The sequence below is a fragment of the Kordiimonas gwangyangensis DSM 19435 = JCM 12864 genome, assembly GCF_000375545.1.
Taxonomy (GTDB): domain Bacteria; phylum Pseudomonadota; class Alphaproteobacteria; order Sphingomonadales; family Kordiimonadaceae; genus Kordiimonas; species Kordiimonas gwangyangensis.
This window is the reverse complement of sequence record NZ_AQXF01000006.1, coordinates 82,092-108,335: the sequence shown is the minus strand read 5'-3', so window position 1 is coordinate 108,335 and position 26,244 is coordinate 82,092. Positions and strand designations below refer to the sequence as shown.

24 protein-coding genes and 2 tRNA genes are annotated in these 26,244 nt (G+C 57.7%); 18 read left to right on the top strand and 8 right to left on the bottom strand.

Features of this window, described 5'->3' with window-relative positions; genetic code table 11:
• Positions 1 to 15 precede the first annotated feature (15 nt).
• The 3 genes from serS (at position 16) to B150_RS0116690 (ending at position 3,209) form a co-directional block, all read left to right on the top strand.
• Complete coding sequence (serS, locus tag B150_RS0116700) at positions 16 to 1,293, top strand: serine--tRNA ligase (RefSeq protein WP_020401094.1); 1,278 nt, start codon at positions 16 to 18, stop codon at positions 1,291 to 1,293.
• 23 nt (positions 1,294 to 1,316) lie between these two features.
• Positions 1,317 to 2,099, top strand: coding sequence for a 5'/3'-nucleotidase SurE (gene surE / locus B150_RS0116695; protein WP_020401093.1), 783 nt, complete (start codon positions 1,317 to 1,319; stop codon positions 2,097 to 2,099).
• A gap of 87 nt (positions 2,100 to 2,186) precedes the next feature.
• Positions 2,187 to 3,209 (top strand): M23 family metallopeptidase, encoded by a 1,023-nt coding sequence (locus tag B150_RS0116690; RefSeq protein WP_162139717.1) that lies wholly within the window; start codon positions 2,187 to 2,189, stop codon positions 3,207 to 3,209.
• On the opposite strand, the gene B150_RS0116685 is transcribed toward B150_RS0116690, so the two are convergent.
• On the bottom strand, positions 3,206 to 4,081 hold the full coding sequence (locus tag B150_RS0116685) for an ATP-binding protein (RefSeq protein ID WP_020401091.1): 876 nt from the start codon (positions 4,079 to 4,081) through the stop codon (positions 3,206 to 3,208). The genes B150_RS0116690 and B150_RS0116685 overlap by 4 nt on opposite strands.
• Positions 4,082 to 4,229: 148 nt before the next feature.
• Here B150_RS0116685 and yajC point away from each other — a divergent pair, with 148 nt between their 5' ends.
• From yajC to B150_RS0116610, 15 genes are all read left to right on the top strand, one after another.
• A complete protein-coding gene (gene yajC, locus B150_RS0116680) occupies positions 4,230 to 4,571 on the top strand; it encodes a preprotein translocase subunit YajC (RefSeq protein ID WP_020401090.1) in 342 nt (113 codons plus the stop codon).
• A gap of 54 nt (positions 4,572 to 4,625) precedes the next feature.
• Positions 4,626 to 6,233, top strand: coding sequence for a protein translocase subunit SecD (secD, locus tag B150_RS0116675; RefSeq protein WP_020401089.1), 1,608 nt, complete (start codon positions 4,626 to 4,628; stop codon positions 6,231 to 6,233).
• A gap of 9 nt (positions 6,234 to 6,242) precedes the next feature.
• On the top strand, positions 6,243 to 7,226 hold the full coding sequence (gene secF, locus B150_RS0116670) for a protein translocase subunit SecF (RefSeq protein WP_020401088.1): 984 nt from the start codon (positions 6,243 to 6,245) through the stop codon (positions 7,224 to 7,226).
• Positions 7,227 to 7,228: 2 nt separating this feature from the next.
• Complete coding sequence (locus tag B150_RS0116665) at positions 7,229 to 7,636, top strand: Mth938-like domain-containing protein (protein WP_020401087.1); 408 nt, start codon at positions 7,229 to 7,231, stop codon at positions 7,634 to 7,636.
• A gap of 193 nt (positions 7,637 to 7,829) precedes the next feature.
• Positions 7,830 to 8,612, top strand: a complete 783-nt coding sequence (locus B150_RS0116660; protein WP_020401086.1) for a hypothetical protein — start codon at positions 7,830 to 7,832, stop codon at positions 8,610 to 8,612.
• Between the two features lie 164 nt (positions 8,613 to 8,776).
• Positions 8,777 to 9,316: a hypothetical protein gene (locus tag B150_RS0116655; protein WP_025896056.1), complete on the top strand. Its 540-nt coding sequence runs from the start codon at positions 8,777 to 8,779 to the stop codon at positions 9,314 to 9,316.
• A gap of 248 nt (positions 9,317 to 9,564) precedes the next feature.
• On the top strand, positions 9,565 to 10,788 hold the full coding sequence (locus B150_RS0116650) for an LL-diaminopimelate aminotransferase (RefSeq protein WP_020401084.1): 1,224 nt from the start codon (positions 9,565 to 9,567) through the stop codon (positions 10,786 to 10,788).
• 44 nt (positions 10,789 to 10,832) lie between these two features.
• The gene (locus tag B150_RS0116645) at positions 10,833 to 12,137 is read left to right on the top strand and encodes a homoserine dehydrogenase (RefSeq protein WP_020401083.1); all 1,305 of its coding nucleotides are present in this window, start codon (positions 10,833 to 10,835) and stop codon (positions 12,135 to 12,137) included.
• Positions 12,138 to 12,154: 17 nt separating this feature from the next.
• Positions 12,155 to 13,120: a class II fructose-bisphosphatase gene (gene glpX, locus B150_RS0116640; protein ID WP_020401082.1), complete on the top strand. Its 966-nt coding sequence runs from the start codon at positions 12,155 to 12,157 to the stop codon at positions 13,118 to 13,120.
• 31 nt (positions 13,121 to 13,151) lie between these two features.
• A complete protein-coding gene (gene recJ / locus B150_RS0116635) occupies positions 13,152 to 14,957 on the top strand; it encodes a single-stranded-DNA-specific exonuclease RecJ (RefSeq protein ID WP_020401081.1) in 1,806 nt (601 codons plus the stop codon).
• Between the two features lie 76 nt (positions 14,958 to 15,033).
• Positions 15,034 to 15,109 (top strand) — tRNA-Glu (locus tag B150_RS0116630).
• 29 nt (positions 15,110 to 15,138) lie between these two features.
• Positions 15,139 to 15,214, top strand: a tRNA-Glu gene (locus B150_RS0116625).
• Positions 15,215 to 15,431: 217 nt separating this feature from the next.
• A complete protein-coding gene (locus B150_RS22680) occupies positions 15,432 to 16,517 on the top strand; it encodes an endonuclease/exonuclease/phosphatase family protein (RefSeq protein WP_081611512.1) in 1,086 nt (361 codons plus the stop codon).
• The gene (locus B150_RS0116615; protein WP_020401079.1) at positions 16,502 to 17,329 is read left to right on the top strand and encodes a MipA/OmpV family protein; all 828 of its coding nucleotides are present in this window, start codon (positions 16,502 to 16,504) and stop codon (positions 17,327 to 17,329) included. Before B150_RS22680 ends, B150_RS0116615 begins: the two co-directional genes overlap by 16 nt.
• A gap of 10 nt (positions 17,330 to 17,339) precedes the next feature.
• Positions 17,340 to 18,020, top strand: coding sequence for a M15 family metallopeptidase (locus tag B150_RS0116610; RefSeq protein ID WP_020401078.1), 681 nt, complete (start codon positions 17,340 to 17,342; stop codon positions 18,018 to 18,020).
• A gap of 9 nt (positions 18,021 to 18,029) precedes the next feature.
• On the opposite strand, the gene B150_RS0116605 is transcribed toward B150_RS0116610, so the two are convergent.
• The 7 genes from B150_RS0116605 to B150_RS21610 form a co-directional block, all read right to left on the bottom strand.
• Positions 18,030 to 18,782 carry a GntR family transcriptional regulator gene (locus B150_RS0116605; protein ID WP_020401077.1) on the bottom strand — a complete coding sequence of 251 codons (753 nt, stop codon included), beginning with the start codon at positions 18,780 to 18,782 and terminating at the stop codon, positions 18,030 to 18,032.
• A gap of 10 nt (positions 18,783 to 18,792) precedes the next feature.
• Positions 18,793 to 20,178 carry a Na+/H+ antiporter NhaC family protein gene (locus tag B150_RS0116600; RefSeq protein WP_020401076.1) on the bottom strand — a complete coding sequence of 462 codons (1,386 nt, stop codon included), beginning with the start codon at positions 20,176 to 20,178 and terminating at the stop codon, positions 18,793 to 18,795.
• 79 nt (positions 20,179 to 20,257) lie between these two features.
• The gene (locus tag B150_RS0116595) at positions 20,258 to 21,754 is read right to left on the bottom strand and encodes an aldehyde dehydrogenase (protein WP_020401075.1); all 1,497 of its coding nucleotides are present in this window, start codon (positions 21,752 to 21,754) and stop codon (positions 20,258 to 20,260) included.
• Between the two features lie 10 nt (positions 21,755 to 21,764).
• Complete coding sequence (locus B150_RS0116590; protein ID WP_020401074.1) at positions 21,765 to 23,141, bottom strand: aminotransferase; 1,377 nt, start codon at positions 23,139 to 23,141, stop codon at positions 21,765 to 21,767.
• A 20-nt stretch (positions 23,142 to 23,161) separates the two neighbouring features.
• Positions 23,162 to 24,523, bottom strand: a complete 1,362-nt coding sequence (locus B150_RS0116585) for a glutamine synthetase family protein (protein ID WP_020401073.1) — start codon at positions 24,521 to 24,523, stop codon at positions 23,162 to 23,164.
• A 53-nt stretch (positions 24,524 to 24,576) separates the two neighbouring features.
• Positions 24,577 to 25,320, bottom strand: a complete 744-nt coding sequence (locus tag B150_RS0116580) for a gamma-glutamyl-gamma-aminobutyrate hydrolase family protein (protein WP_020401072.1) — start codon at positions 25,318 to 25,320, stop codon at positions 24,577 to 24,579.
• Positions 25,321 to 25,322: 2 nt separating this feature from the next.
• A complete protein-coding gene (locus tag B150_RS21610) occupies positions 25,323 to 26,228 on the bottom strand; it encodes a hypothetical protein (RefSeq protein ID WP_025896065.1) in 906 nt (301 codons plus the stop codon).
• Between the last annotated feature and the right edge of the window lie 16 nt (positions 26,229 to 26,244).

Below are 26,244 nucleotides of genomic sequence, written 5' to 3'. Positions count from 1 at the left end.
AAACCGAGAAGTCCTATGTTTGACCTGAAATTCATCCGCGAAAACCCTGAAGCTTTTGACGCGGCACTTGCCCGTCGTGGTGAAGACGCCCGCGCGAGCGACATTCTGGCGCTTGACGAGAAGCACCGCGCGCTGCTGACCGAAGCGCAGGGCGCGCAAGCGCGCCGCAATGAGGCCTCCAAGCTGATTGGCCGCGCCAAGGGTCAGGGCAACGAGGAAGAAGCGCAGGCGCTGATGGATGAGGTCGCTGGTCTCAAGTCCCGCCTCGCGGAACTTGAAGAGGAAGAACGTCAGGTTGGCGAAACCCTGAACACCCTTCTCATGAGCCTGCCGAACATGGTCTATGACGATGTACCGGACGGGGCGAGCGAAGATGACAACATTGAAGTGCGCACCTGGGGTACACCGGCAAGTTTCGATTTTGCGCCCAAGGAACACTTCGACCTGGGCGAAAGCCTTGGTATGATGGATTTTGAGCGCGCGGCCAAGCTGTCAGGCGCGCGTTTTGTGGTGCTCTCGGCTGGTATGGCGCGCCTGCACCGTGCGCTTGGTCAGTTCATGCTGGACCTGCACACGAGCGAGCACGGCTACACTGAAGTCATCACGCCTGCCATGGTGCGTGATACTGCCCTTCTGGGCACTGGCCAACTACCGAAGTTTGGCGAAGATGCGTTCAAAACGACAACTGAGCACTGGCTGATCCCGACATCGGAAGTGACGCTCACGAACCTGCATTCGGGTGAAATACTCGACGAGGAAACACTGCCGCTGCGTTTTACCGCGCACAGCCAGTGTTTCCGGGCAGAAGCTGGCTCGGCTGGCCGCGATACGCGCGGCATGATCCGCCAGCACCAGTTCGAGAAGGTGGAGATGGTCACTGTCACCACCGAAGACAAATCGGACGAAGAGCTTGAGCGCATGACTGCGTGCGCGGAAGAAGTGCTGAAGCGCCTTGAACTGCCGTTCCGTACTGTCAAGCTGTGTACCGGCGATATCGGCTTCGGCGCGCGTCGCACCTACGACATTGAGGTATGGCTACCGGGGCAGGGCCGCTACCGCGAAATCTCCTCCTGTTCGACTTGTGGCGACTTCCAGGCGCGCCGCATGAAAATGCGCTGCCGCCCGAAAGGCGAAAAACAGACAAAATTTGTTCATACCCTCAATGGGTCCGGCCTCGCGATTGGCCGTACACTGATTGCAGTGGTGGAAAACTACCAGCAGGCTGACGGTACCATCCGCGTGCCAGAAGTGCTGAAACCCTATATGGGCGGTCTTGAGGTCATTTCCGCCTGAACGACAAGCAGAAGGCGAGACTTATGACAGCTATCTCAACCGCCCGTATCCTCGTATCGAACGATGACGGTATCAATGCGCCCGGCCTTGAAGTGCTGGAGCGCATTGCACGGCAGTTCAGCGACGATGTGTGGGTCGTGGCGCCCGAGGAAGAACAGTCGGGCGCCGGTCATTCGCTGACGCTGTCGCGCATCCTCAGGCTACGCCAGCTTGGTGAAAAACGCTGGGCGGTGTCTGGTACTCCGACCGACTGCGTGATGATGGCCATCAACAAGATCATGAAGGATCATAAGCCTACGCTGATCCTCTCCGGTGTGAACCGGGGCGGCAACATGGCGGAAGACGTGACCTATTCGGGCACGGTTTCCGTTGCCATGGAAGGCCAGCTTGCTGGCGTGCCATCTATTGCGCTCAGCCAGTGCACACGGCCAAACACTAAAACCTGCTGGGATAACGCTGAGACCCACGGGCCAATGGTTATTAAGCGGTTGATCGAGACCGGTTGGCCCGCAAACGTGCTCATGAACGTGAACTTCCCCGCTATTCCGGCGGAAGAGGTCAAAGGCGTCAAGGTGACCGAACAGGGGCTCCGCGAGCTCACCGGGACCAACATCGAGGAACGGGTCGACCCGCGGGGCTTCACCTACTACTGGTTCGGCCTTGGCCGTGAAGTGGGCGTGCCGGGCCACGAGACGGACCTCAAGGCCGTGCGCGAGAATTATATCTCCGTGACCCCGCTGCACCTTGACCTCACCCACCACGAAACACGACGCACGATGCTCGGCAAGGTGGACTGCGAGCTTTAGCTTTCGCGTTACAAAGTCACAACTCACCAGTTGCCGACAGGGAACCATGCCGCTATCTTTTGGGGCATGACGGGCGGAGGAACAAAATTGGCGCAGAAATCCCCACGCTTTAGCTTGGGCGCAGGGCTTGTGCTCTTGCTTTCAGCCTGTTCGACGGGAGGCTACTATGTTGCCCCGGCGGACATTCCTGCCGTCAGTTTTGTGCGTAATGCACCCGATCCGATCCCTTTGCCGCGTACCAAACCGACACCACCGGTTCGTTACGCTTCGAGCAGCTCGCGCCAAGTTGTGGCCACGCCTGTGGCTGGCAGTTCGGGTGGCGACCATATCGTGCGCAAGGGCGAAACGCTCTATGCCATCTCCCGACGCTATGATGTGCCGGTGCGCGACCTTGTTTCCACCAATCGCCTGCGCGCGCCATACACGCTGGCCGTCGGGCAGCGGCTCAAGGTGCCAAGCGGGCAGGTGCATGTGGTGGCGAAAGGCGAGACTGGCTACAGCATCTCCCGCCGTTACGGAGTGACGGTTTCCGCCTTGATGCGGGAGAATAACGTCAGGCCGCCCTATACGCTGGCAGTTGGGCAAAAGCTGCGCCTTCCGGGCGGCGCGAGCGGCGGTGCGACGCAAACCGCAAGCGTAAGCCCGCGCATTGTGCAGCCAACCCAGACTGTGGGGCGCACGGTGCCAAGCACCACGCCGCCGCCACGGTCTTCAAGCGGATTTGACTGGCCGGTGGCCGGTCGCGTGGCTTCGCGCTTCGGTCCAAAGCAGGACGGTCTGCATAACGACGGCATCAACATCATCGCGCGGCAAGGGACGCCGGTGAAGGCATCCGAGGCGGGCGTTGTGGTTTATGCCTCCAACGCCTTGCAGGGATATGGCAACCTGTTGCTCGTCAAACACTCGGGCGGCTGGATTACGGCCTATGCGCACAATGAACGCCTGCTGGTGCGGCAGGGGGATCAGGTCTCCAAGGGGCAGGTCATCGCGCGGGTCGGCAATACAGGCGGTGTTTCCGAACCGCAGCTTCACTTTGAAATCAGGAAAGGCAGGCAGGCGCTTGATCCGCTCCGCTACCTGAGCCGCATGCAGGCAAACGCCGGGAACTAGAAGCGCACACGTTTCCCCAGTTCACCCGCCACATTCACTACAAATTGCCACGCTGTCCGGCCAGACCGGTTGCCGCGGGTTTTCGCCCATTCAAGCGCTGCTGGCCGCCAGTCAATATTGCCCTTGAGTTCGAACGAAGCCAGGTAGCCCTCAACCATCGATAGATACTCCGACTGGTCGCACGGGTGGAAGCCAAGCCACAGGCCAAAGCGGTCCGAAAGCGCGATGGTTTCGTCCATCGATTCGTTCGGGTGAATGCCCGTAGCGCTCTCCTGGTCCATCATGGTGCGTGGCAGCAGATGGCGGCGGTTTGAGGTGGCGTAAAAAATCACGTTCTCCGGTCTACCTTCAAGGCCGCCCTCAAGAACTGATTTAAGGGCTTTGAAGTCCTGATCAGGGTTGTCGAACGAAAGATCGTCGCAGAAAACGATGACGTTGCGCTCACTTTGTCTGAGGTCGCGAAGGAGGCCGGGCAGGGCGGCAATATCCTCGCGGTGGATTTCCACTAGTACCGGCGGTGTGCCTTTGCTTTCTGCGACAACAGCCGCATGCACAGCCTTGATGAGCGTGGATTTACCCATGCCGCGTGCCCCCCACAGCAGTGCATTGTTGGCCGATGCGCCAGCGGCAAAGCGCCGCGTGTTATCTAGGAGTGTGCGTTTCGACCGGTCGATGCCCTTGAGGAGATCAAGCTTGGGGACCGCCACGCGGGCTACCGCGCGCAAGATGCCGCTTTCAGCGTCATAGACATAGGCATCTGCGTCAGCAAGCGCGGCAGTTGGCGCTTCAGCGGCGTTTGCCTGCGCCTCAAGGGCCGCCGACAGGCGGTTAATTGCCGCAATCAGGTCCTTATTCGCTTGCGCATCGGTCATAGACTATTGCATCCCTTCCTGAAAGCACCCATTTAGGACAGGCTTGATACCACGGTGATTGTTGCATTTGAAGGCAATGAAGCTATAGTCCGGCCAAAGAAATTCTATGGGTGGCTGAGGGAGCCACGTCTTTAAAGAGGTTAGTCACATGTTATTCTCATCTGTTCTCGCACAGGCAGCACCGCAACAGCCTGGCATGCTGGAGAGCTTTCTCCCGTTTATCCTGATCATTGCCATCTTCTGGTTCCTGATTCTGCGCCCACAAAACAAGAAGATGAAAGCGCACCGCGAGATGGTGAACAACGTTCGCCGTGGAGACACCGTTGTGACCGCCGGCGGCCTTGTCGGTAAAGTTACCAAGGTAAAAGACGACGACGCTGAGATCGAAGTCGAGATCGCTGACGGCGTACGCGTGCGTGTGATCAAAGGCACGCTCTCGGACGTGCGCGCCAAAGGCGAACCCGCCGTAGCCGCTGACGAAAAGAAATAATGAAAGAGCCCGGACCACCAAGGTCCGGGCGCTTGTCTGTCTAGGGGACCTCGCATGTTGACCTTTCCGCGCTGGAAAGTGCTAATAATTCTGGCCGTGTGCCTGTTCGGCGTTCTTGCCGCCGTACCCAACTTCCTGACTGAAGAACAACGGGCTGAGTTGCCGGGCTTCATGCCGACAAAGACCCTTAGCCTTGGCCTTGACCTGCGTGGCGGCGTTCGGCTGCTGTATAGTGCTGATACCGACGATGTGGTCAAAGCTCGCCTTGAAAACCTTGCCGACCAGGTACGGGATATTCGCAACAACAATCGCCCGTTCCGCATCCGCAGCATTCAGACCGAAGGTCGCAGTGTGCTGTTCACTGTTGAAGCGGAAGATCAGATTGAAGCTGCGCGTCAGGAACTCCTGCCGCTTACACAAAACTCCGTCGGTGCGACGAACGCACTGCTGGGTGGTGGTGTGCAGGAAGTGGCAATGACCCGCGAGGGTGGTGCCTTTACCTTGACGCTGACCGATCAGGGCATTGAGGTACAGAAACGCGACGCCATCTCCCGTGCGATGGAAGTTATCCGCAAGCGGATTGATCCCGATGGCACCAAAGAGATTCTGCTTCAAGTCGAAGGATCTGACCGCATTGTGCTGGAAGTACCCGGCGCCAGCGACCCGGAAGAGATCAAGCGTCTTGTTGGTAAAACCGCGAAACTTAGCTTTCATGATGTGAACACTAATGTGAGCCCCGAGGATATTGCCCGTGGGCGCCTCGGTGTGCGCGAACGCGCGCTACCGATGTCCGATGGGCCGGGCCAGATCGTCATCAAGGAACGGATTATCGTTTCCGGTGACGATCTGACGGATGCCAAAGCAGCCTATGACCAGAATGGCCGTCCGGCAGTTACATTCGCGTTCAATACTGCTGGCGCAAAACGTTTCGGCAATCATACGCGTGACAATGTTGGTCGTCCGTTCGCCATCGTGCTTGATAACACTGTTATCTCCGCTCCCACCATTCAAGTGCCTATCCTTTCGGGTAGCGGCCAGATCACCAATATCGGTACCGCGGCTGAAGCGCAGGAGCTTGCAACGCTTCTTAAAGCAGGTGCTTTGCCCATTCCGCTTTCCGTACTGTCTGAACGTACGGTTGGCCCATCACTCGGGCAGGAAACAATTGATGCCGGCAAAACGGCATCCATGGTGGGCTTTGTTGGCGTAATTGTGTTCATGCTTGCATACTATGGCCGCTTTGGCCTTGCCGCCAACGTGGCGCTGCTGACGAACCTTGTGCTCATCCTTGGCGCGCTTAGCTTGTTTCAGGCGACGCTTACCCTGCCGGGCATTGCCGGCATTGTTCTGACCATCGGTATGGCCGTGGACGCCAACGTGCTGATCTTTGAGCGTATCCGGGAAGAGCAGGCAAATGGCCGTAAGCCGTTTGGCGCGATGGAACACGGGTACGGTGAGGCAATGTCCACTATCGTTGATGCCAACATCACGACCTTCATTGCCGCTGCTGTTCTCTACATGCTTGGTTCGGGGCCGGTACAGGGCTTTGCGGTCACGCTTGCCGTTGGTATTCTGACCTCCATGTTCACGGCGGTCGTGTTGTCGCGTCTCATTCTTGCAACCTGGCTGAAGCGGGCTCAACCCGCGCGCCTGCCGATTTAAGGGGAGGGAATGATGTTGCTACGTCTGGTACCTGAAAACACCAAAATCAACTTCATGTCCGTTCGCAAGATCGCCATTGCATTATCGGCCATTCTTCTCGTTGCCTCGATCGCACTTTTCGCCGTTCAAAGTCTGAACTACGGCATTGACTTCAAAGGCGGAATCTCTGTTGAGGTTCAGATGGAAGACGGCAAGGCTGTGCCGATAGACGAAGTCCGGCAGGTGGTCAACGACATGGGATATGTCGGCGCCTCCGTCCGCGAATTTGGTCGGCAGGATGACGCAATGATCCGCATCGAACGCCAGCCGGGCGATGCCGATGCGCAGGGCGCCGTGATCCAGCGGGTGCGTGAGGAATTGCCCGCAGCTATTCCCGGCCTTACCTTCCTTGACGGTAATTTCATCAGCCCGACAGTGTCGGAAGAGCTGAAGCGTGACGGTACGCTCGCGGTAACCATCGCTGTTATCGCGGTCCTGATTTATATCTGGTTCCGCTTCGAGTGGCAGTTTGGCCTTGGTGCTGTTGTTGCCCTTGTGCACGACGTGCTGTTGACCGTGGGCTTCTTTGCCGTCACGAGGCTGGAATTTAACCTGTCGATCATCGCCGCGATCCTCACCATTATCGGTTACAGCCTCAACGATACCGTGGTGGTGTATGACCGGATCCGCGAAAATATTCGTAAGTTCCGAAAGATGCCGATGGACGAGTTGATCAACTTCTCCCTGAACCAGACCCTGAGCAGGACACTCATGACATCGCTCACAACGCTCCTCGCGTTGTTTGCTCTGTTCTTCCTCGGCGGTCCTGCGATCCAGGGCTTCACCGCAGCCATGATCTGGGGCATCGTGATTGGTACCTACAGCTCGATCTTCATCGCGTCACCACTTCTCCTCATGTTCAACCTGCGCCGTGAGGCCATGATCATCGAGGACGAAAAAGACGATCCGACGGTGGACAAGTCCCGCCCGTCCAACCCGTTCGAGCAGATGTAAAAATGGCAGGCAAAAGCTTCACATCCGGTGGCGTAACGCTTGAGGCACAGTCCAATGAGGACATGCTTCTGGTGGAAAGCTATGGCGATGGCGGCTTTCGCCTGTTAGGGCGCCGCGTACAAGGCGGCGTCCTCGTGCTCTCAGCCGGGTTTTACCCGATTGAGGCCAAAACGGCACAGGAACTGAGCGCAGCAGACTTTGAACTGGGCTTCAACGCGGAAGAAAAGCCTGAGCTTGTGCTGATCGGTACCGGCGAGAAGATGCAGCTCGTGCCGTCAGCCCTCCGTCAGGCGCTAGAGGCTGCGGGCATCGGCTATGATGTCATGGACACAGGCGCGGCTGCGCGTACCTATAATGTGCTTCTTATTGAAGGGCGGCGTGTATCCGCCCTTTTGCTGCCTGTCGACTAGGCGAGCAATCTAAAAAACACATCCCGTTGCCGTCACTTGGTCGCAGATCGCCACCATTCTGCCGCTTTGGGCTTCCTCTTTTCATACCTCAGGTCTCTACTCACAGATGCGTGATACGGCGCACCATAAGTGCCGGTCTCGTGACAGCGAAAAAGCTGCGCCAAGCAGCAGACATGAAGCGAGGAGTATGAGTATGTCCAAATTCCAATCCCTGAAACATCGTCTGGCACTGGTTGCCGGTATCTCTCTGGCAAGCGTTACAGCGGCGACCGCAGTTCACGCTATGGCCGCTATGGGCGACGATGCCGAAGAACAGAAGATCGAGAAGTCTGAGAAGAAAATCCGCATTGTCAAAGCGGGCGAACCCAATGTCATCATCCAGAAGGATGGCAAGGTGCTCAAGTTTCAGGATGATGCGCGCACCAAGGCGATCACCGAGACCCGCGATGCACTTGAAAAAGTCGAGGCGCGGCTGAAGAAAGCCAAGAAGGGCGATGAGCGCGAGGCGCTTGAAGCTGCCAAGACTGGCCTTGAACACGCCCTGGACGCACTGCAGTCATCCGCGGATCACATGAGGTTCGCATTCGCCCATATGCCGGATATGAAGGCCATGCGCACAATCGAGATCAAGGCGATGGAAGAAGCGCTCGCGGATATGGAAGTCCACATGAAGGATTTCGACCATATTCGTGTTGAGATTTCAGAAGATCTTGCCGAAGCGCAGGAGGATATCGCTGAGGCGATGACTGAGCTTGAATTCGAATTCAACTTTGATGACGAAATGCGCGAGGAACATGCGCGCAGCCTTGAGGAAGCCCGAAAGGAGCTTGGCCGCGCCGAAGAGCGCCAGCTTGAAGGCCTCAAGCGGGCCGAAGAGCAGCTAAAGCGTGAGCGCGAACGCCTTGAGCGCAAACTGGAAGAGCGGCGCCGCCAGCTTCAGGAAGAGGCGCCTGTCGCGCCGTCCACACCTGAATAAAACTGAACCCGCCAGTCATCACTATTGGTGATGGAAGAGGACGGCGCCGCATATGTGGCCCGTCCTCGCATTTTTGTGAAGCACTTCATCTGAATGAGTCTTGCTCAAACTGTAATAATGTAGCATTCTGCACACTCATTCATGCACTTCGGGGATAAGTCGCAATGAAGCCCTTTGTTATCGCAGCACTAACCGCAGCTGGCCTGCTTGGGACCTCTTCCATGGCGGGAGAGCGGCCAATGTCGTTTGACGGTGTTGGGTCTATGGTGCTCGACATGGCCGACGAGGCCGAGACCGCATCGTTCGAAGGCGGCGAGAGCGATACGAACGATGAAGAATGCAGCGCCCGCAATGAGGCGTTTGAGGCTCAGGTTGAAGCTCTGCGTGAAGATATCAAGTATCGTATTGAACTCGGCGAGCAGGCTTTTGCCAAGGTTGATATGGCCAAGTTTGAGAAGTTCAGCGAGGCTATCGCGGTCGAGATCGCTGAACTACCGATGAACTTCACTTTTGTTGAAGCTGAGCATGCAGAGGCCGCCGTGGCGGCACGCAAGGTTGCTCTGGCATCGGCAAAAGCATCGATCCAGGCACGCCGCGATGAGCTGAAAGAGCGAATCGCCGTGATCGGTAATGGTCATAGTCGCATCGCGCTTGAGCGGGCTGAGAAGGCCCTGCGCCTTGCACAGGAAGCGCTGATCGAATAGAGGGGATACCCCATAGCTAAAGCGTTACACATGGGCCGGGCTTTCCGGCCTTTTATGTTTCTGGCTCCTTAGACCGAAGTTGAGCGCTGTAGGTCGCGCAACTCTATTACGCAAAGCGTATAAAAAACATTCCGATCATTGCGCAATCCCGTTGCGTCCCCCTTTGATTTCGCTTAGAGCTAATCGCTCAGGCCGTTAGGCCAATGAGACTGACGTATTATCAACCTTCATTCGGGATAAACCCTATCATGAGTAATCAGGACTTCTATCGCATCCGGCGCTTGCCTCCTTATCTGTTCGCTGAAGTGAACCAGATGAAGGCGGCGGCGCGAGCGAGGGGCGAAGATATCATTGATCTCGGGATGGGGAACCCGGACTTGCCAACCCCGCAGCACATCATCGACAAGATGAAAGATACTGTGGATAAGCCCACCACCCATGGCTATTCGGTCTCCCGCGGTATTCCGGGGCTGAGGCGCGCGCACGCAGCATATTATAAGCGCCGCTTCGGTGTGGATATTGACCCAGAAACCGAAACCGTTGTGACGCTCGGCTCCAAGGAAGGGCTCGCCAACCTCGCATCTGCTATCACAACGCCGGGCGACGTTATTCTGGTACCGAACCCGAGCTTTCCGATCCACCCTTACGGTTTCATGATTGCAGGCGCCGCCGTGCGTCACCTGCCGATGGGACCGGGCCGCGATTTCCTGACCGAGCTCAAATATGCCGTGCAGCACAGTATCCCGACGCCTACTGCGGTGATCCTCTGCTATCCGGGCAATCCGACCGCTGAGGTTGTGGACTTGGCCTTCTATGCAGAGGTAGTGGATTTCTGCAAGAAACACGGCATCTGGATCCTCTCGGACCTCGCTTACTGCGAAATCTATTTTGATGACAACCCGCCGCCATCGATCCTTCAAGTGCCGGGCGCCAAGGATATAGCGATCGAGTTCACCAGTCTGTCGAAAACCTATTCCATGGCCGGCTGGCGGGTGGGCTTCGGCGCGGGCAACAAGGAACTTGTGGCGGCGCTTACGCGGGTGAAAAGTTACCTCGACTATGGTGCCTTCACGCCCATTCAAGTGGCCGCTGTCGCAGCTCTCAATGGCCCGCAGGACTGTATCGACCTGCACCGCGAGACCTATAAAAAACGCCGCGATGTGCTGGTGGAAGGCCTTGCTGCGGCGGGCTGGGAAATCCCGAGCCCGAAGGCCTCCATGTTTGCATGGGCACCAATCCCCGAGGACTTCAAGGAAATGGGCAGCATGGAATTTTCCAAGCTGTTGCTCGAACACGCCAAGATCGCTGTCGCGCCGGGTATTGGCTTTGGCGAATACGGTGAGGGTTTCGTGCGCATTGGCCTTGTAGAGAACGAACACCGCATCAGGCAGGCTATCCGGAACATTAAGAAATTCATGTCACGCAAGGATGAGCTGATTGCCGAGTGGCGTGCTAAACAGGATCAGAAGTAATTAGTCATAGGCGCGCAGAGACGCGTAACTGAGTGGAGACATCTATGAATTCGGACTTGAGTGGCAAGATCATCGTCGGCATCGCGGGACTAGGAACCGTCGGTGCCGGCGTCGTTAAAATCTTGGAGAAACACGGTGCGCTGATTGCCGCCAGGTCCGGACGGGAAATTGAAATTGGCGGTGTCTCCGCCCGCGACAGGAACCGGGACAGGGGTGTCGACCTCACGTCCTACCGCTGGTTCGACAATGCGGTCGATATGGCGGCCAAGAATAGCGGAATCAATCTGATCGTTGAACTCATCGGTGGCAGTGACGGCCCGGCACTTGCGCTCGCGCGTGAAGCGCTTGGCAACGGCATCGGTTTTGTGACCGCCAACAAGGCGCTCATCGCCATGCACGGCAAGGAACTAGCGGCGCTGGCCGAGAAAACCGGTGCACCGCTCCGCTTCGAGGCGGCAGTGGCTGGCGGTATCCCCATCATCAAGGCCCTGCGCGAGGGACTTGTGGGCAACGACGTAACTGCGGTGCGTGGTATCCTCAACGGTACCTGCAACTACATCCTGACGCGTATGGAACGCGAGGGGCTGGCGTTTGACGATGTGCTCGCGGATGCGCAGCGCCTTGGTTACGCCGAAGCCGACCCTACCTTCGACATCGACGGCATCGACACCGCGCACAAGACCGCGATTCTCGCCTCGCTGGCGTTTGGTGTAGAGCCGGACATGGAAAATCTGCCGACGGAAGGCATCCGCAACATCGCGCCCGTTGATATCGAATACGCCAAGGAGCTTGGCTACCGCATCAAGCTGCTGGGTGTTGCACAGCATACGGATGAAGGCGTGGAAACGCGCGTTCATCCAGCGATGGTGCCAATCTCGGCCCCGCTTGCGAACGTGATGAACGCTACAAACGCAGTGGTTGTGGACGGCGACTTTGTTGGCCAGACAGTTTATGAGGGCGCGGGCGCGGGCCAAGGGCCAACTGCATCGGCCGTGATGGCTGATATCGTTGACGTTGCGCGCGGGCAAGGTGGTCCTCGCCTCGGTGTGCCTGCGGATCAGCTCAAAACAGCGGTGCCAGTACCGGTCTCTAAACACAAGGGCACCTACTATCTGCGCCTGCGTGTTGAAGACCGTCACGGTGTGATGGCTGATATCACCAAAATCCTCGCGGAAGAGAAAGTCTCGATCGAGAGCATGTTACAGCGTGGTCGTGCATCCGATGGTGGTGTATATATCATTATGACAACCCACATGGTCGTTGAAGCTTCTGTTGCAGCCGCACTCAACCGTTTCACTGAACTCGAATGTGTGCTAGAGACCCCGGCAATGCTAAGAATAGAAGCTTAATCAAGGGGAACTATCATATGTCGTCACAGGATCTGAACCGTATTCTGGTTCTCGAGGTGGTTCGCGTGACCGAAGCCGGTGCGATTGCTGCCAGCAAATGGACGGGCCGCGGCGATGAAAAGGCAGCAGATGCTGCCGCTGTGGAAGCCATGCGCAAAGCCTTCAACCTGCTGCCGATTGATGGCACGGTTGTGATTGGCGAAGGCGAGCGTGACGAAGCGCCGATGCTTTATATCGGTGAAAAAGTTGGCGCCGGTGGCCCGAAAGTGGACATCGCGCTGGACCCGCTTGAAGGCACGACCATCTGTGCCAAGGCTATGCCGAATGCGCTTGCCGTACTCGCGATCTCCGCTGAGGGCGGTCTCCTGAACGCGCCTGATGTTTATATGGACAAGATCGCCGTTGGCGGCGGCCTGCCGGACGGTGTGATCGACCTTGATAAAAGCCCGACTGAAAACGTGACGGCAGTTGCAGCGGCCAAAGGCTGCGCGCCGGCTGATGTTACGGTTTGTGTGCTTGACCGCCCGCGCCACGCAGCCCTTATCAAGGAACTGCGTGAGCTTGGCTGCAGCGTGCACCTGATTGGCGACGGCGATGTGGCTGGTGTGATCGCAACGACCGACCCCAAGACGGGCATTGACCTTTACATGGGCTCTGGCGGCGCGCCGGAAGGTGTTCTGGCAGCCGCCGCACTGCGCTGCATTGGTGGCCAGATGCAAGGCCGTCTGTTGTTCCGCAACGATGATGAGCGTGGCCGCGCAGCCAAATGGGGCATCGAAGACCTTAACCGTAAATATTCGTTGATGGACCTCGCGTCCGGCGATGTTATTTTCGCCGCAACCGGTGTGACGGACGGCTCCATGCTGCAAGGCGTTCACCGCACTGCAGATGGGTGCTACACCACTGAAACGGTTACGATGCGTTCCAAGACCAAGACGATCCGCCGCGTACAGGCGGTTCACGGTCCGGAAGGTCGCCAGTAGAAGGGCCAGCAAAGGGATAGCCTTGAACCATATGGCTGAAAATACGCTGGCGGCGGAACCTCTTCTCGGGGTCCGCCGCTCTGCTTTGGGGCAGGCATGGGTCATGCGGGGTGGCGTGCCACGTATTGCCGAAGCCATTGCCGAGCGGCTTGGTGTACCCATGGTCGTGGGGCAGTTGATTGCGGGCCGCGGCATCGGCGTTGAGGATGCCGCATCCTTCTTTAGCCCATCACTCAAGAAAAGCCTGCCTGACCCGTCCATCATCCTTGATATGGACAAAGCGGTTTCGCGCATAGCCCGCGCACTTGATGCACAGGAAGAGATCGCCATCTTTGGCGACTATGACGTTGACGGGGCCACCTCAAGCGCGGTGCTGTACCGCTATCTGACCGCCCTTGGCGCCAAAGTGCGCATCTATATTCCGGACCGCATGGTGGAGGGCTATGGCCCGAATACCCCAGCGCTCCTGGGCTTGCGCGGGGCAGGGGTTGACCTCGTTATCACGGTGGACTGCGGCACGCTTTCGTTCGAACCCTTGAAAGCAGCGAAGGACGCAGGCCTTGATGTGATCGTGGTTGACCACCACAAGGCAGAACCCGCGCTGCCGGAAGCAGTTGCAGTGGTGAACCCGAACCGTCTTGATGACGAAAGCGACCTTGGCCAGCTTGCGGCTGTTGGCGTGGCCTTCATGCTTGCTGTGGCTCTCAATCGTGCGCTTCGTGACGCGGGTTACTTTAAAGGTGATGTGCGGGAGCCGAACTTGCTCGCGCTTCTCGACATTGTTGCTCTCGGTACGGTGTGTGACGTGGTACCGCTTGTGGGCGTGAACCGTGCGCTGGTGGCCCAGGGCCTCAAGGTTATGGCACAACGGCACAATGCCGGGCTTACCGCGCTTGCGGACGTTGGCCGGGTGTCAGAGCATCCTACCTGTTATCACGCGGGTTTCGTGCTGGGGCCGCGGGTGAATGCGGGTGGGCGTGTGGGGGAGAGTTACCTTGGCGCCCAACTCCTCACGAGCAATGACCCCATGGAAGCACGTCAGATCGCCGAGAAGCTCGACCGTTATAACGAGGAGCGCCGTGCCATCGAGGCCGAGGTGCTGACTGCCGCGATGGAACAGGTAGAGGCCGCGGTGGGTGCCGCAGGCAGCCCAGACACCGTGGTGGTGGCAGCGGGCGAAGGCTGGCACGCCGGTGTTATCGGTATCGTTGCCTCGCGGCTGAAAGATAAATACGGTTTGCCTACCTTTGTGATGGCGATTGATGGCGGTGAAGCCAAGGGCTCGGGCCGCTCGATCAGCGGAGTGGATATGGGGGCGGCGGTGATTGAAGCCGCGCAGCGTGGGCTGATTATCAAGGGCGGCGGCCACGCGATGGCCGCGGGCTTGACGATGGCACCGGACCGCATCGAGGAATTTACCGAATTCCTGCGTTCGCTCATGCGAGCACCGGTCGAAAAGGCGTTTGAACGCAGGGCCTTGAAGGTGGACGGCGTTGTCTCGCTTTCGGGCGCGACGGCTGACCTTGTCGACCAGATTGATGCCGTTGGCCCCTTCGGTGCAGGCAACCCGACGCCCAATTTTGTCATTCCCGAAGTGGATCTCCTGAAGGCTGACCTTGTGGGGCAGAATCATCTGCGCTGCATTTTCAAATCGAAGGACGGCAAATCCATCAAGGCAATGGCCTTCCGGCAGTGGGATGAAGCCTTGGGACAGCTGTTGCGCACCGGCATTGGTAGGCGCTTCCACATCGCAGGAAAGCTCAAGAAAGATACCTGGGCTGGGGCGGGGAAGGTCGAAATGACCCTTGAGGATGTATCCCTTATCGGGGCACCGTAAGAAAAATGCAAAAAGGTGTTGACCGGGCTGCTGTGCCCCGGTATCTAGGCCCCCGTCGCTTCGGAGATTGATATCTGGTCCCTTCGTCTAGCGGTCTAGGACGTCGCCCTTTCACGGCGAAAACACGGGTTCGAGTCCCGTAGGGATCACCATCTCCAAACGACCATTCGAGTGATCGATTGGTCCCTTCGTCTAGCGGTCTAGGACGTCGCCCTTTCACGGCGAAAACACGGGTTCGAGTCCCGTAGGGATCACCATCACTGGCAAAAGCGCCCCGCATCTGTTGCGGGGCTTTTTGTTTTTAAGCACATTTTTCCCGCGCTGAGGCCCGCCCGCGATGCGTGAACAGGCTTCAAGTCCGGATGTGCGAAAAATCTGTCATAAATGCATCGATGTTGTCTCTTTTTTGACAATTAGCTGTCATATTACCCTCACAGATCGCCGTCATAAGGAAGGAGGGTAAGGGGACACGCGATGCACAGACGACTTTTTCGCACAGTATTGAGCGCAGGCAGTCTTTTGGCTGTTCTGGCCGCAAGTGGCGCCGCGCGGGCAGGGGATATTCCTGATGTTGTGAGGCCTCAGGCATCAGAAGCGCAGGACGAAACCCGGCCAAGCGCGCAGGGTGCGAAAGCCATTCTCCTCAATGTGCTTTCCTATAATATCCAAGGATTGCCGTCCCCTATCAAATCCAACAAGACACCGCTTTTTGAGCGTATTGCACAGATTCTGCGGGAGCGGCGTGAGGCTGGCAACCAGCCTGCCATTGTCCTGCTGCAGGAAGCTTTCGATAGCGAGGCCAGCCTGATCGCGGAAACAACCGGTTACGGCTATGTGCTGAAAGGCCCGGGACGCAAGGCTCGGTCGGAAAAAGGCCAAGTACACTGGGCGCTACAGACGCGCAAAAACTACATGAGTTTCAAGGACCCTCAGAAATTTACCGGCAGTGGTCTTTATATCCTGTCTGACTATCCCATCGTTGAAGCGCAGCACAAAGCGTTTGATAGCGACATGTGCGCAGGCATTGACTGCCTCTCCAACAAGGCAATTCTGCTGGCACGTGTTGAGGTGCCGGGCCTGAATACGCCGCTCGATATCATCAACTCCCACTTCAATTCACGGAGTTCGGCCAAAGCGCCGTCAAAACATGTACTCCGCGCGCACCAGAAGCAAACCGACACCTTGGCTTGGTTCATGGACAAACTATGTGTGAATGCGCCCGTGATCGTTGGTGGTGACTTCAATACCAAACAGTCTGAACGCTATCAGTATTTCCGCAGCGCCCTGCCGCTGGTGGATGCGGCTGAGGATTGTTTGACGCCAGGTCGTAGCTGCCGTTTGGGAGCAGAAACAGTGCGCGAAACTGTGCTTTATAACACCAACGACAAGCAGTTTTTCCGCGATACAGCGGGTTACAGCATTGTCGCGACGCATATTGAACGGAATTTCAGCGAAAAGCTTGATGGACGCCCGCTTTCGGATCATCTTGGCTACGAAGTGACCTATAAAATCATGCCACGTGATAGCCAGACAGGAACACAGCAGTGGGCTGCGCCCTGACGCGAAATATCCTCCTATTTGTCAGTTTCCTGAGTGTGGGTGCACCGGTGCTCGCGCAGGAAGTTGACATGACCCGTAGTGGGCAGCCGGTTTATATTGAATCGGTTCCCGTCGATGACGAGCGCAGACGGGACAACTGGGTTGGGCAACTGGGCGTTGGCATGAATATCAGCCCGGAATTTTTAGGCTCGGGCGCCCATGAGTTTAACCTGCGAACCGATGTACGGATCACGTACAAAGATACTTTCTTCCTTGAGAACAACAAGATAGGCGCTGTACTCACGAGCCGCCGTTTCCTGCGGGCGGGTGTTATTGCACGCCTGCATGGTGGCAGGCGCGATGATCTCATTCATGACAATGTGGCTGACGCCGACGACGTGGGCGATACGGTCGAACTTGGGGTGTTTGCGGGCACATCGCTCTATAAGCTTTTCTTAAGTGCGGAGGCATATTGGGGCGTCAGCGGTGCGCATGACGGCATGAGTCTCGAGATTGAAGGTGGCTACCTGTTTGAGCTGAATTCCAGCTTCAAGCTGGTACCCTTGATCGGCATCAGCTTCGCGTCAGACGACTATATGCAGACTTATTTTGGTGTGGCGTCAGGGCATGACAGCTATGCAGCCTATAAGCCCAAGGGCGGTGCCTATGAAATGCATGCGGAATTGTCTCTGGAGCAAAGGCTTGCTAAGAATTGGCTGCTCAAGGGTAGTGTCCGGTTCTCGAAACTGAAAGACAGTGCGTTCGATAGTCCGTTCGCCCGCGAGAGCAGGGCGCAGGCACGTGCCTTTGCGGGAGTGGTGTGGTTATTTTAGGGGGCAACAGATGCGGCGCGCACTAGTGGGGGTTTTCATGATGATGGCAACACAGGGAGCGAACGCGGCGCCAGCGCATGAGGGCTTTGTTGACCTTGCGGAGTTTATCCCGGGTATCGTGATTGAAACGCGCTATGCGGGGCATGAGAATTTCATGGGCCGGCCTGTGCGGGGCTACAATGCCGCCAAAGCCTTCATGAGCCGTGAAGCTGCCGAGAAGTTGCGAACAATCCAGAAACGCTTGAGTGACTGTGGCCTGACATTGAAGGTCTTTGACGCCTACCGCCCGCAGCGCGCCGTTGATAACTTCATGGAATGGACAGAAGACGCCGGTGATACAGCTGGCAAAGCTCAGTATTACCCTGAGGTCAGCAAGGACGATCTGGTGCCTCAAGGCTATATCGCGCGCAAATCCGGCCATAGCCGCGGTTCAACCATTGACCTCACGATTGCGGCCTATACCGAGGACGGGCGGCTCCTTGAGCTCGATATGGGTAGCCCGTGGGACTATTTTGGCCCTATTTCGCACGCACTTTCCATGGACGTGAACATGCAGCAGCGCGCGAACCGTACGCTGCTGCGCTCCCTGATGGTCGACCATGGCTTCCAGCCCTATGAGGCTGAGTGGTGGCACTTCACCCTCAAAGATGAACCGTATCCAGATACTTATTTCGATTTTCCGGTGGAATAGCGGACTGCGCTACTTCTTGACCAGCCGTTTCATATATTCCTTGCCCGGCAGCGCAAGATTGCCAGCCTCTGCACGCGTGTAACGCTCCAGGAGCTCGGTCTGGGTCATGTAGCCCGCCCCGTCACGGATATCTGCTTCAATCGCGGCCTTGAGGCCAAACGGGTTGCGGGTCTCAATCGCCTGCATGATTTCCACGTGACGGTCAGTCACATAGTGCGTCTCAAGGTTCGCGAGCGCAAGGCGGTGCAAAGGCCCGAGCTGCAGCCATATCCGTTCAATCATAGGCATGCTGACAGGATGCGGGTGCGCGGTATAAAGCGCGCGGTGGAAGGCCTGGTTGCCGATGATAATGCCTTCAGGCTGCGGGTCCTCAAACGCTCGGTTCTGCTCGTCATTGAGCTGGTTTAGCTCCCTAAGCTTGTCAGGCGTGACATAGGGCAGGGCGCGTTCAGCGGCGTGGACTTCAAGAAGGATACGCAGTTCCAGAAGTTCAGCAAGGCTCGCGGGAGACAGGTCCGGCACCATGATGCGGCGGTTGGATTTGAGCTCAAGCGCGCCCTCGGAGGTGAGGCGTCTCAGCGCCTCCCGCACCGGCATGGCGGAGACATTCAGCATTTCTGCTATACCGCGGATGGTGAGCGCACGGCCAGGCTGGACCTGGCCGGACATCACAGCGAAGCGTAGCGCGCGGTAAACCCATTCCTGGGCGGTTTCACCTGTTACCCGCGCGAGCTTGTCAAAATTGATGTCGTTTTTGCTCATACTCTCCTTCTTACGCAAGAATGGCGAAGCCAATCAAGGATATAAGCGCCGCCAGTATAGCAAACGGCAGCTGTGTCAGCGCGTGCTGGATCGATGTACAGCCGCAACTTTGCGCCGTCAGCACGGTCGCATCCGCATAAAGACACGCATGGCTGCCAAAGGTGCTAGCGGAGAGTGTGGCGCCGATAATAAGCGGGATGTTGGCATCTGTTGCGATGGCAAGCTCTGCGATGATCGGCAGTGCAATCACGAACATGCCCCAGCTTGAGCCGGTCGCAAACGCAATCAGGCCCATCACGCCAAACACAATGAAGGGAAGGGTTTGCGCCGTCATGAAGGGCTGCGTCAGCTCAAGGATGTAGGACGTCAGGCCCAGTTCCCCGTTCACGTCTTTCAGCATGTAGGCCGAGAAGATGATAGCGAGTGGTTCGATCATCGTCTTGAAGCCTTCGATAAGGGTATCGAAGGTGTCATGCATATCGAGGATGCGGAGCGACAGTACCGCAAACACTGTCAGCGCCAGTGTGGCGATGGTGGCGCGCAGGAACTCCAGGTCGAAATAGATCGTGAGACCGACAAGCGCCAGCATGGGCAGGAGGAAGAGCGAAATCTTCTTCCGGACCATTGGTTTTTCCTGCAGCGCGAGGTGTGCCTTGTGGATATGCTCTGCCCCCGGTGGAATGCAGTGGCCTGCTGCCGCGCGTGCTTCGGCGGCCTTCATCGGGCCAAAGAGCGGGATTTTACCTGCCGCGATCAGCGGTACCATGATCACGGCAATCCACGGGTAGAGCATATAGGGGATGCCACTGATATAGGCCATCACGCCGTGCCCTTCTTCCGCCAGCCCCACATCAACAAGGATGGTGCCGAAGAAAACAGCCCAAGTGGAAATGGGGATGATCACGCTGATAGGGGCAGCCGTGCTGTCGATGACATAGGCCAGCATCTCGCGGGATATCTTGAACCTGTCGGTGATGCGGCGCATGGCAGCACCCACGGTGATCGAGTTCAGGTAATCGTCCACAAAAAGCGCGACACCCATGAGCCACGTGGCCATAAGGGCACCGAAGCGGGTTTTGACGCCGCTTGTCACCTTGTCCATGAACGCATGCAGGCTGCCGGTGCGGACAAAAAGCCCGATCAAGGCACCCATGCCGCCACAGACGAGGATGATCCATGCCAGATCATCATCCTGAAGGGTACGCAGTGCAATGTCGGCGAATGCGCCGACCGCGCCCGTACCATTAAGCATGATGACACCAACGATGGCCCCCGCGAGCAGGGCTTCGATCGGACGTTTGATCCAGACCGCGATGATGAGGACCAGGAGCGTCGGGATCAGCGAGATCGCGCCGCTGTGGGTCAATGTGGTTTGAACGGCCTCAGTGGCTTCCATATTTATCACTCCCCAAGACTTGGTTTCTTATGAACCAATCAATAAAGGGCGCAGACCTGATGCTGCGCCCTTTAAATTGCTATAGCTGAACCCACGTGGTTTTCAAGTTGGTATATTTATCGAGGGCATGCAGTGATTTGTCCCGCCCGAAACCGCTCTGCTTGTAGCCGCCGAACGGGATCGAGAGATCACCGGTGGGGTCCCAACAGTTGACCCAGACCGTACCGGCCTGAATGGCCCGCGCCATACGGTGCGCCCGGCTGATATCCTTGCTCCAGACCGCGCCTGCGAGGCCATAGATGGTGTTGTTGGCGATCTCGATGGCTTCGTCCTCACCATCAAATTCGAGGATCGCGAGTACTGGACCGAATATTTCTTCCCGCGCGATGGTCATCTCGGGAGTAATGCCGTCGAAGATGGTGGGGGAGATGAAATAGCCGCCCGATTCTGTTCGTGCTACTGAGCCGCCTGCCTTGAGGGCACCGCCCTCGGCCTTCGCTGTTTCGATGAACTTCATGATGCGGCTGTGCTGTTCCTTGTCGACAATGGCGCCAAGGTTGGTTTTGGGGTCGAGCGGATCGCCGGGCACCCAGTTTTTTGCAGCTTCAAGCAGCTTGGCGATGAACTGGTCCTTGATTTTTTTGTCGACAAGCAGGCGAGAGCCTGCGGTGCACACTTCACCTTGGTTGAAGAAGATGGCACCAGCGGCGGCTTGGGCTGCGGCATCAAGGTCAGGGCAGTCGTCCATGATGATGTGCGGGCTTTTGCCGCCACACTCAAGCGCGATGCGTTTGAGGTTCGACTGGCCGGAATACTCCATGAAATATTTGCCAACCTGTGTGGAGCCGGTGAACGCGAGCCCGTCAACGTCCATATGGAGGCCAAGGGCCTTGCCAGCGGTGTGGCCAAGGCCGGGCACCACGTTGAATACACCCTTGGGGATGCCAGCCTCTACAGCAAGTTCCGCGAGGCGCAGAGCCGAAAGGGGTGACTGTTCTGCAGGCTTCAGAACCACCGAGTTACCAGCTGCGAGCGCGGGGCCAAGCTTCCATGCCGCCATCAGGAGCGGGAAGTTCCACGGCACCACGGCCGCGACAACGCCGATAGGCTCGCGGGTGACCATGGCGAGGGAGCTTGCGTCAGTGGGAGCAATCTCGTCCATCACCTTGTCCGCGGCTTCGCCGTACCAACGCAGGCAGTTGATAACAGCCGGAATGTCGATGCTTGTTGCATCACCGATAGGCTTGCCCATGTCCATCACTTCAAGCACCGCAAGCTCATCCGCGTGTTCCGCCACCTTGGCTGAGAAGGCAACCATCAGCTGCCCGCGTTTAGTCGGGTGCAGGTCTGCCCAGCCGCTTTCACGGAAGGCGCGGCGCGCGGACGCGACCGCTTTATCAACATCTGCCGTGTCGCAGCTCGCGACACGGGCGATCACGTCGCCGGTGGCGGGGTTGGTGGTCTCGAACGTCTCGCCGGAGGCGGCGTCGAGCCATTCACCGTCAATAAACGCCTTGGTGCGGATGGGCGCAGCTTTTGCTTGCGCCTGCCAATAGGCGTGGTTTTTTTCCGTCATGATAAACTCCTTACATGCGGCCAAGCTGTTTGGCGGTGAGGTCCAGCGCGTGACGAGCTTTGGTGACCAACTCGTCAATCTCGTCATTGGTGATGACAAGCGGCGGGCACAGGATCATGGCATCGCCAACAGCGCGCATGATGAGGCCGGTGTTGAAACAGTGTTCGCGGCACTTGAAACCAACGTCGAGATCGGGATCGAAGAATTTCTTCGTGTCCTTGTCCTCCACGAGCTCAAGCCCGCCCAGAAGGCCGATCGAGCGCACCTGGCCGACAAGCGGATGGTCCGCCAGCGTTGCCAATTGTTTCTGGAAATAGTCGATGCGCGGTTTGGCGGCGTCACCCACGAGGCCGTCCCGCTCCATGATCTCGATATTCTTGAGCGCAACGGCGCAGGCGACCGGGTGGCCGGAATAGGTGAAGCCGTGCACCATCTCGTCATCGCTTTTGGCAATCGCGTCCGCGATGTCATGGCCGAGCGCGACGGCTGACAGCGGCTGATAACCTGATGTCATGCCCTTGGCCATGGTCATTACATCCGGGGTGATACCAAAATACTGGCTGCCGAACCATTCACCGGTGCGGCCCCAGCCGGTGATGACCTCGTCCGCCCACAGGAGCACACCATATTTGCGGCACACAGCCTCGATGCAGGGCCAGTAGCCGGCAGGTGGCGGCATCATGCCACCAGCACCCATCACAGGTTCGCCCACGAAGGCCGCAACGTTTTCAGGGCCGAGCTCAAGGATTTTGTCCTCAAGTGCCTGCACGCAGCGGTCGGTGAACTCTTCCTCTGTCATGTCCTCCCCAAACTTGTAGAAGTGTGGGGTAGGGCCGATGTGGTGGATACCGGGCACCGGCAAGTCAAATTGCGGATGCATGCCGGTCAGGCCAGACAGCGACGCCGCGATGGTGGTGGAGCCGTGGTAGGCCCGCTCCCGCGCAATGAACTGCTTGCGCTGGGGCTGGCCCTTGAGGTTCCAGTAGTATTTTATCAGCTTGTATGCGCTATCAACCGCTTCGGAGCCGGAGCAGGCGAAGAGTACCTGCGAGATGCCCTCAGGTGTTTTCTCCGCCACGCGGGCTGCCAGTTCCGTGGCATAGGGGTTTGAGGTCATGAAAAAGAGATTGTAGTAGGAAAGCTCCCGCATTGCTTTGGTCGCCGCTTCCACAATCTCTTCGTTCCCGTACCCCACTTGCGTGCACCACAGTCCGGCCATGCCGTCCAGTATCTTATGGCCTTCGGAATCGGTCAGATACACGCCCTTGGCGCCCGTGATCATGCGCACGCCGCGCCCCCGGAGCGTTGGATGGGCGGTGAATGGATGCAAATGGTGGTCCGCATCCTGGCTCTGCCAGAATTTCGTCTGGTTGGAGATCTGGTTCATTTTTCTTACACCGCCCTCTCTTAAACTGTCAGTAGAAGGTATTTTGTTTCCCACGGGCTCAGGACGGAGGAATAGCTGTCGTATTCCATGGTCTTGGCGTCGAGATAGGTTTCCACAAACCCTTCACCGAGGATTTCCTTGAGCGCCGTGCTGTTGCGCATATTTTTGATGCCTTCAAGGAAGTGGCTCGGCAGCGACCGGCCACGCGCTTCATACGCGGAACCCCGGAACTCGGGCGACGGCTCAAGTTCGCCCTTCATGCCGAGATAACCGCACGCCAGTGACGCCGCGATGGCGAAATAGGGGTTCACGTCGGAACCCGATACCCGGTTCTCGATACGGCGGCTTTCTTTCGCACCGCCCGGCACACGCAGGCCGACGGAGCGGTTCTCCCGGCTCCAGTGCGTGTTCGTCGGTGCAGACCATGCGAGAGAGAAGCGGCGGTAGCTGTTCACAAACGGTGCGATCAGCGGCATGGCCTCATGCATGTAAGTCTGCAGGCCCGCAATGTGGGACAGGAACAGCTTGGAATGGCTGCCATCCTCATTGGAGAAGATGTTCTTGCCGGTCTCAAGGTCTACCACCGACTGGTGCAGGTGCATCGCGCTGCCATAGGTGTCCGGGTAGGGACTTGCCATGAAGGTCGCGAACATATTGTGGCGGATGGCAATCTGGCGAAGGATACGTTTGAAGAGGAACGACTGGTCGGCGACATTGAGCGCCGGGCCGTGCACCACGTTGAACTCAAACTGGGCCGGGCCAGCTTCGTGGATAAGCTCGTCCACATTGATGCGCTGGGCTTCGCACGCGTCATAGACATCGTCGAAATAGGGCGCAAATTCATCAAGGCTGTCGATCGAGTATGGTGCCGAACCGGAGTCGCGGCGGCCTGACATGCCAACAGGAGAAATCGGTGAAGATTCAACGTCTTCTTGTCGGTCAATCAAGTAAAACTCGAACTCTGGCGCGACGATGGGCTGCCAGCCTTCAGCTTCATAAAGTTTGAGCACGCGCTTGAGCACCTGCCGCGGCGAGAAAGCGACCGGGTCACCGTTATCAAGCTCGCAGTCACAGATAACCGCGGCCGTCGGTTCCGGTTGCCAAGGCGTCATGCACAGGGTGTCAAGATCGGGCAGCAGCACAACATCGCGCTCGGTCTCCGACAGGTAATCATTGAGTGCATAATCCCCCGTGATGGTCATGCCAAACACGGTTTCCGGGAGGCGCAGGCCGCGGGTCTTCAGGCCGTCAATGAATTTGGTGCGGGGCATGGACTTGCCGCGGGCGATGCCTGCGTTGTCCGCGACCATGCACTCGATATCATCGATGTTTTCGGCCTTCAGCCATTTGTCCAGTTCCTCGATGCGATTTGCATCATACATGGATCACCAATGCAGGCCCATTACTGGGCTCTGTCCTTCTCTGGTTTGGGGCCTCAAGCCCGTTTTGAGGCGCGAACGGCATCGCCGAACGCGCGAAACAGTTTGGTGGACTGCGGGTTTTCCCACGCCTTCCACTCCGGGTGCCATTGAACGGCGAGGGCGAAGTTTTTCGCCCCTTCGACCGACACCGCTTCAATTGTTGTATCTGGCGCAACCGCCTCAACCCTCAGGCCGGGGGCGAGGTCGCGGATGGCCTGGCCATGTACCGTGTTGACCATGAACTCATGCTCACCCACGATGCCCTCAAGCACGCCGTCTTTGGTCACGGTCACGCTGTGCGCCGGGCCATACTGTACCTCAACCGGGTCATCCTTGTTTTCCCGGTGGTCCATGCGGCCTTCAATCTCGTGCACACGCGGATAGAGCGTACCGCCAAGCGATACGTTCAACTCCTGCAAACCCCGGCAGATGCCGAACATGGGCATTCCAGTATCAAGTACCGCACGCACAAGGGGCAGGGTGTTCTTGTCCCGGTTCGGGTCCTCATGCTCGCCCGCTGGCGCTGGCGCATCGCCATAGTGATGGCGCTGGATGTTGCTGTACCCACCCGTGAACAGAATGCCGTCCGCGAGGCCCAGAATGGCGTCGGTTGCAATCGGCTCATCCAGCGCCGGGATCAGCACAGGGGTGACATCGGCACAGCGCACAAGCGCCTGCACATATTTGTCGCCGGCCTGATGATAACGGTGCGGGCCGTAGGTGGTGGTGTCACACATGATGGCTACAACAGGTTTCATTTTTACCTTCTGCCTTGTTCGGCTTCGATTTCCGCGCGCTCAACCGCCGCGTCGCGGGCATATTCTTCTTCGTCTTCATCGGCTGGCGCAGCTTCGTGCCACTTGAAGAGGTTCATCTCGATGAAGAAGAAGGCAACAATCCACAGGAACGCATCCCAGAAGCCCATGAAGTCACCGAGCCAAGCCCAGTAGCTGCAGCAGGCGATCAGGGTGAAATACAGGATGCCTTTGAGGACACCGTTCCATTTGTAAAGGCGCTCTGTCAGTTCACGGCGCAACTGCAGGAAAATATCGATCCACAGCACAATCACGATCAGCACCCACGTGCCTGCGTTGACCACGTCAGTCACAGCAAGGCTTTCAAGGTAAGGCAGCAGTTCCGCACTTGTGAACGCATTCAGGTGCTGGTTGTGGAATGTCTCCCCAAGCTCGAACATGGTGCAGTTCTCGGCGGTCAGCGCAGGGAACTCATAGATGTCGAGCGCGATGCTGGAAACCGCGCCGATGGCGTCACATGCGGGCCCCGCGACATAGGGCGCGAAGTCAAAGATGACCTCCATATGGTTGATGTACCCCCTCAGCGCCTGAATGATCAGCACGTAGCAAAGCCCCGCCAGGATATTCAGTGTCCACTTCAGGGCGCCTTTGAGTTTTTCATCAGATATTACATAGGTTTGTAGCTCAAAGATGAGAAGTAACACAAGCCAGCCGAAGGAGTCTGCGGACTGGGAAAAGGCGTCAAAAGCGTGCTCAATGCCGATGCCCTCGGGGAAGCGGGCGGCAAGCGCCAGATACTCTTCATGCAGGAAATAGACAAAGTTGATGAAGATCAGCGTGTAAATGCTGTACTTGAACGCCTGAAACAATGTTTCAGGCTTCAGGCCCAGAATTCGTCGGTCCGATGGCACTATGTGTCCCCCACTC

Bases quoted from the DNA above. Each gene is read 5' to 3' on its own strand.
- serS (WP_020401094.1), top strand. From the start codon at position 16: ATGTTTGACCTGAAATTCATCCGCGAAAACCCTGAAGCTTTTGACGCG.
- surE (WP_020401093.1), top strand. From the start codon at position 1,317: ATGACAGCTATCTCAACCGCCCGTATCCTCGTATCGAACGATGACGGT.
- B150_RS0116685 (WP_020401091.1), bottom strand. From the start codon at position 4,081: ATGACCGATGCGCAAGCGAATAAGGACCTGATTGCGGCAATTAACCGC.
- yajC (WP_020401090.1), top strand. From the start codon at position 4,230: ATGTTATTCTCATCTGTTCTCGCACAGGCAGCACCGCAACAGCCTGGC.
- secD (WP_020401089.1), top strand. From the start codon at position 4,626: ATGTTGACCTTTCCGCGCTGGAAAGTGCTAATAATTCTGGCCGTGTGC.
- secF (WP_020401088.1), top strand. From the start codon at position 6,243: ATGATGTTGCTACGTCTGGTACCTGAAAACACCAAAATCAACTTCATG.
- B150_RS0116665 (WP_020401087.1), top strand. From the start codon at position 7,229: ATGGCAGGCAAAAGCTTCACATCCGGTGGCGTAACGCTTGAGGCACAG.
- B150_RS0116660 (WP_020401086.1), top strand. From the start codon at position 7,830: ATGTCCAAATTCCAATCCCTGAAACATCGTCTGGCACTGGTTGCCGGT.
- B150_RS0116655 (WP_025896056.1), top strand. From the start codon at position 8,777: ATGAAGCCCTTTGTTATCGCAGCACTAACCGCAGCTGGCCTGCTTGGG.
- B150_RS0116650 (WP_020401084.1), top strand. From the start codon at position 9,565: ATGAGTAATCAGGACTTCTATCGCATCCGGCGCTTGCCTCCTTATCTG.
- B150_RS0116645 (WP_020401083.1), top strand. From the start codon at position 10,833: ATGAATTCGGACTTGAGTGGCAAGATCATCGTCGGCATCGCGGGACTA.
- glpX (WP_020401082.1), top strand. From the start codon at position 12,155: ATGTCGTCACAGGATCTGAACCGTATTCTGGTTCTCGAGGTGGTTCGC.
- recJ (WP_020401081.1), top strand. From the start codon at position 13,152: ATGGCTGAAAATACGCTGGCGGCGGAACCTCTTCTCGGGGTCCGCCGC.
- B150_RS22680 (WP_081611512.1), top strand. From the start codon at position 15,432: ATGCACAGACGACTTTTTCGCACAGTATTGAGCGCAGGCAGTCTTTTG.
- B150_RS0116610 (WP_020401078.1), top strand. From the start codon at position 17,340: ATGCGGCGCGCACTAGTGGGGGTTTTCATGATGATGGCAACACAGGGA.
- B150_RS0116605 (WP_020401077.1), bottom strand. From the start codon at position 18,782: ATGAGCAAAAACGACATCAATTTTGACAAGCTCGCGCGGGTAACAGGT.
- B150_RS0116600 (WP_020401076.1), bottom strand. From the start codon at position 20,178: ATGGAAGCCACTGAGGCCGTTCAAACCACATTGACCCACAGCGGCGCG.
- B150_RS0116595 (WP_020401075.1), bottom strand. From the start codon at position 21,754: ATGACGGAAAAAAACCACGCCTATTGGCAGGCGCAAGCAAAAGCTGCG.
- B150_RS0116590 (WP_020401074.1), bottom strand. From the start codon at position 23,141: ATGAACCAGATCTCCAACCAGACGAAATTCTGGCAGAGCCAGGATGCG.
- B150_RS0116585 (WP_020401073.1), bottom strand. From the start codon at position 24,523: ATGTATGATGCAAATCGCATCGAGGAACTGGACAAATGGCTGAAGGCC.
- B150_RS0116580 (WP_020401072.1), bottom strand. From the start codon at position 25,320: ATGAAACCTGTTGTAGCCATCATGTGTGACACCACCACCTACGGCCCG.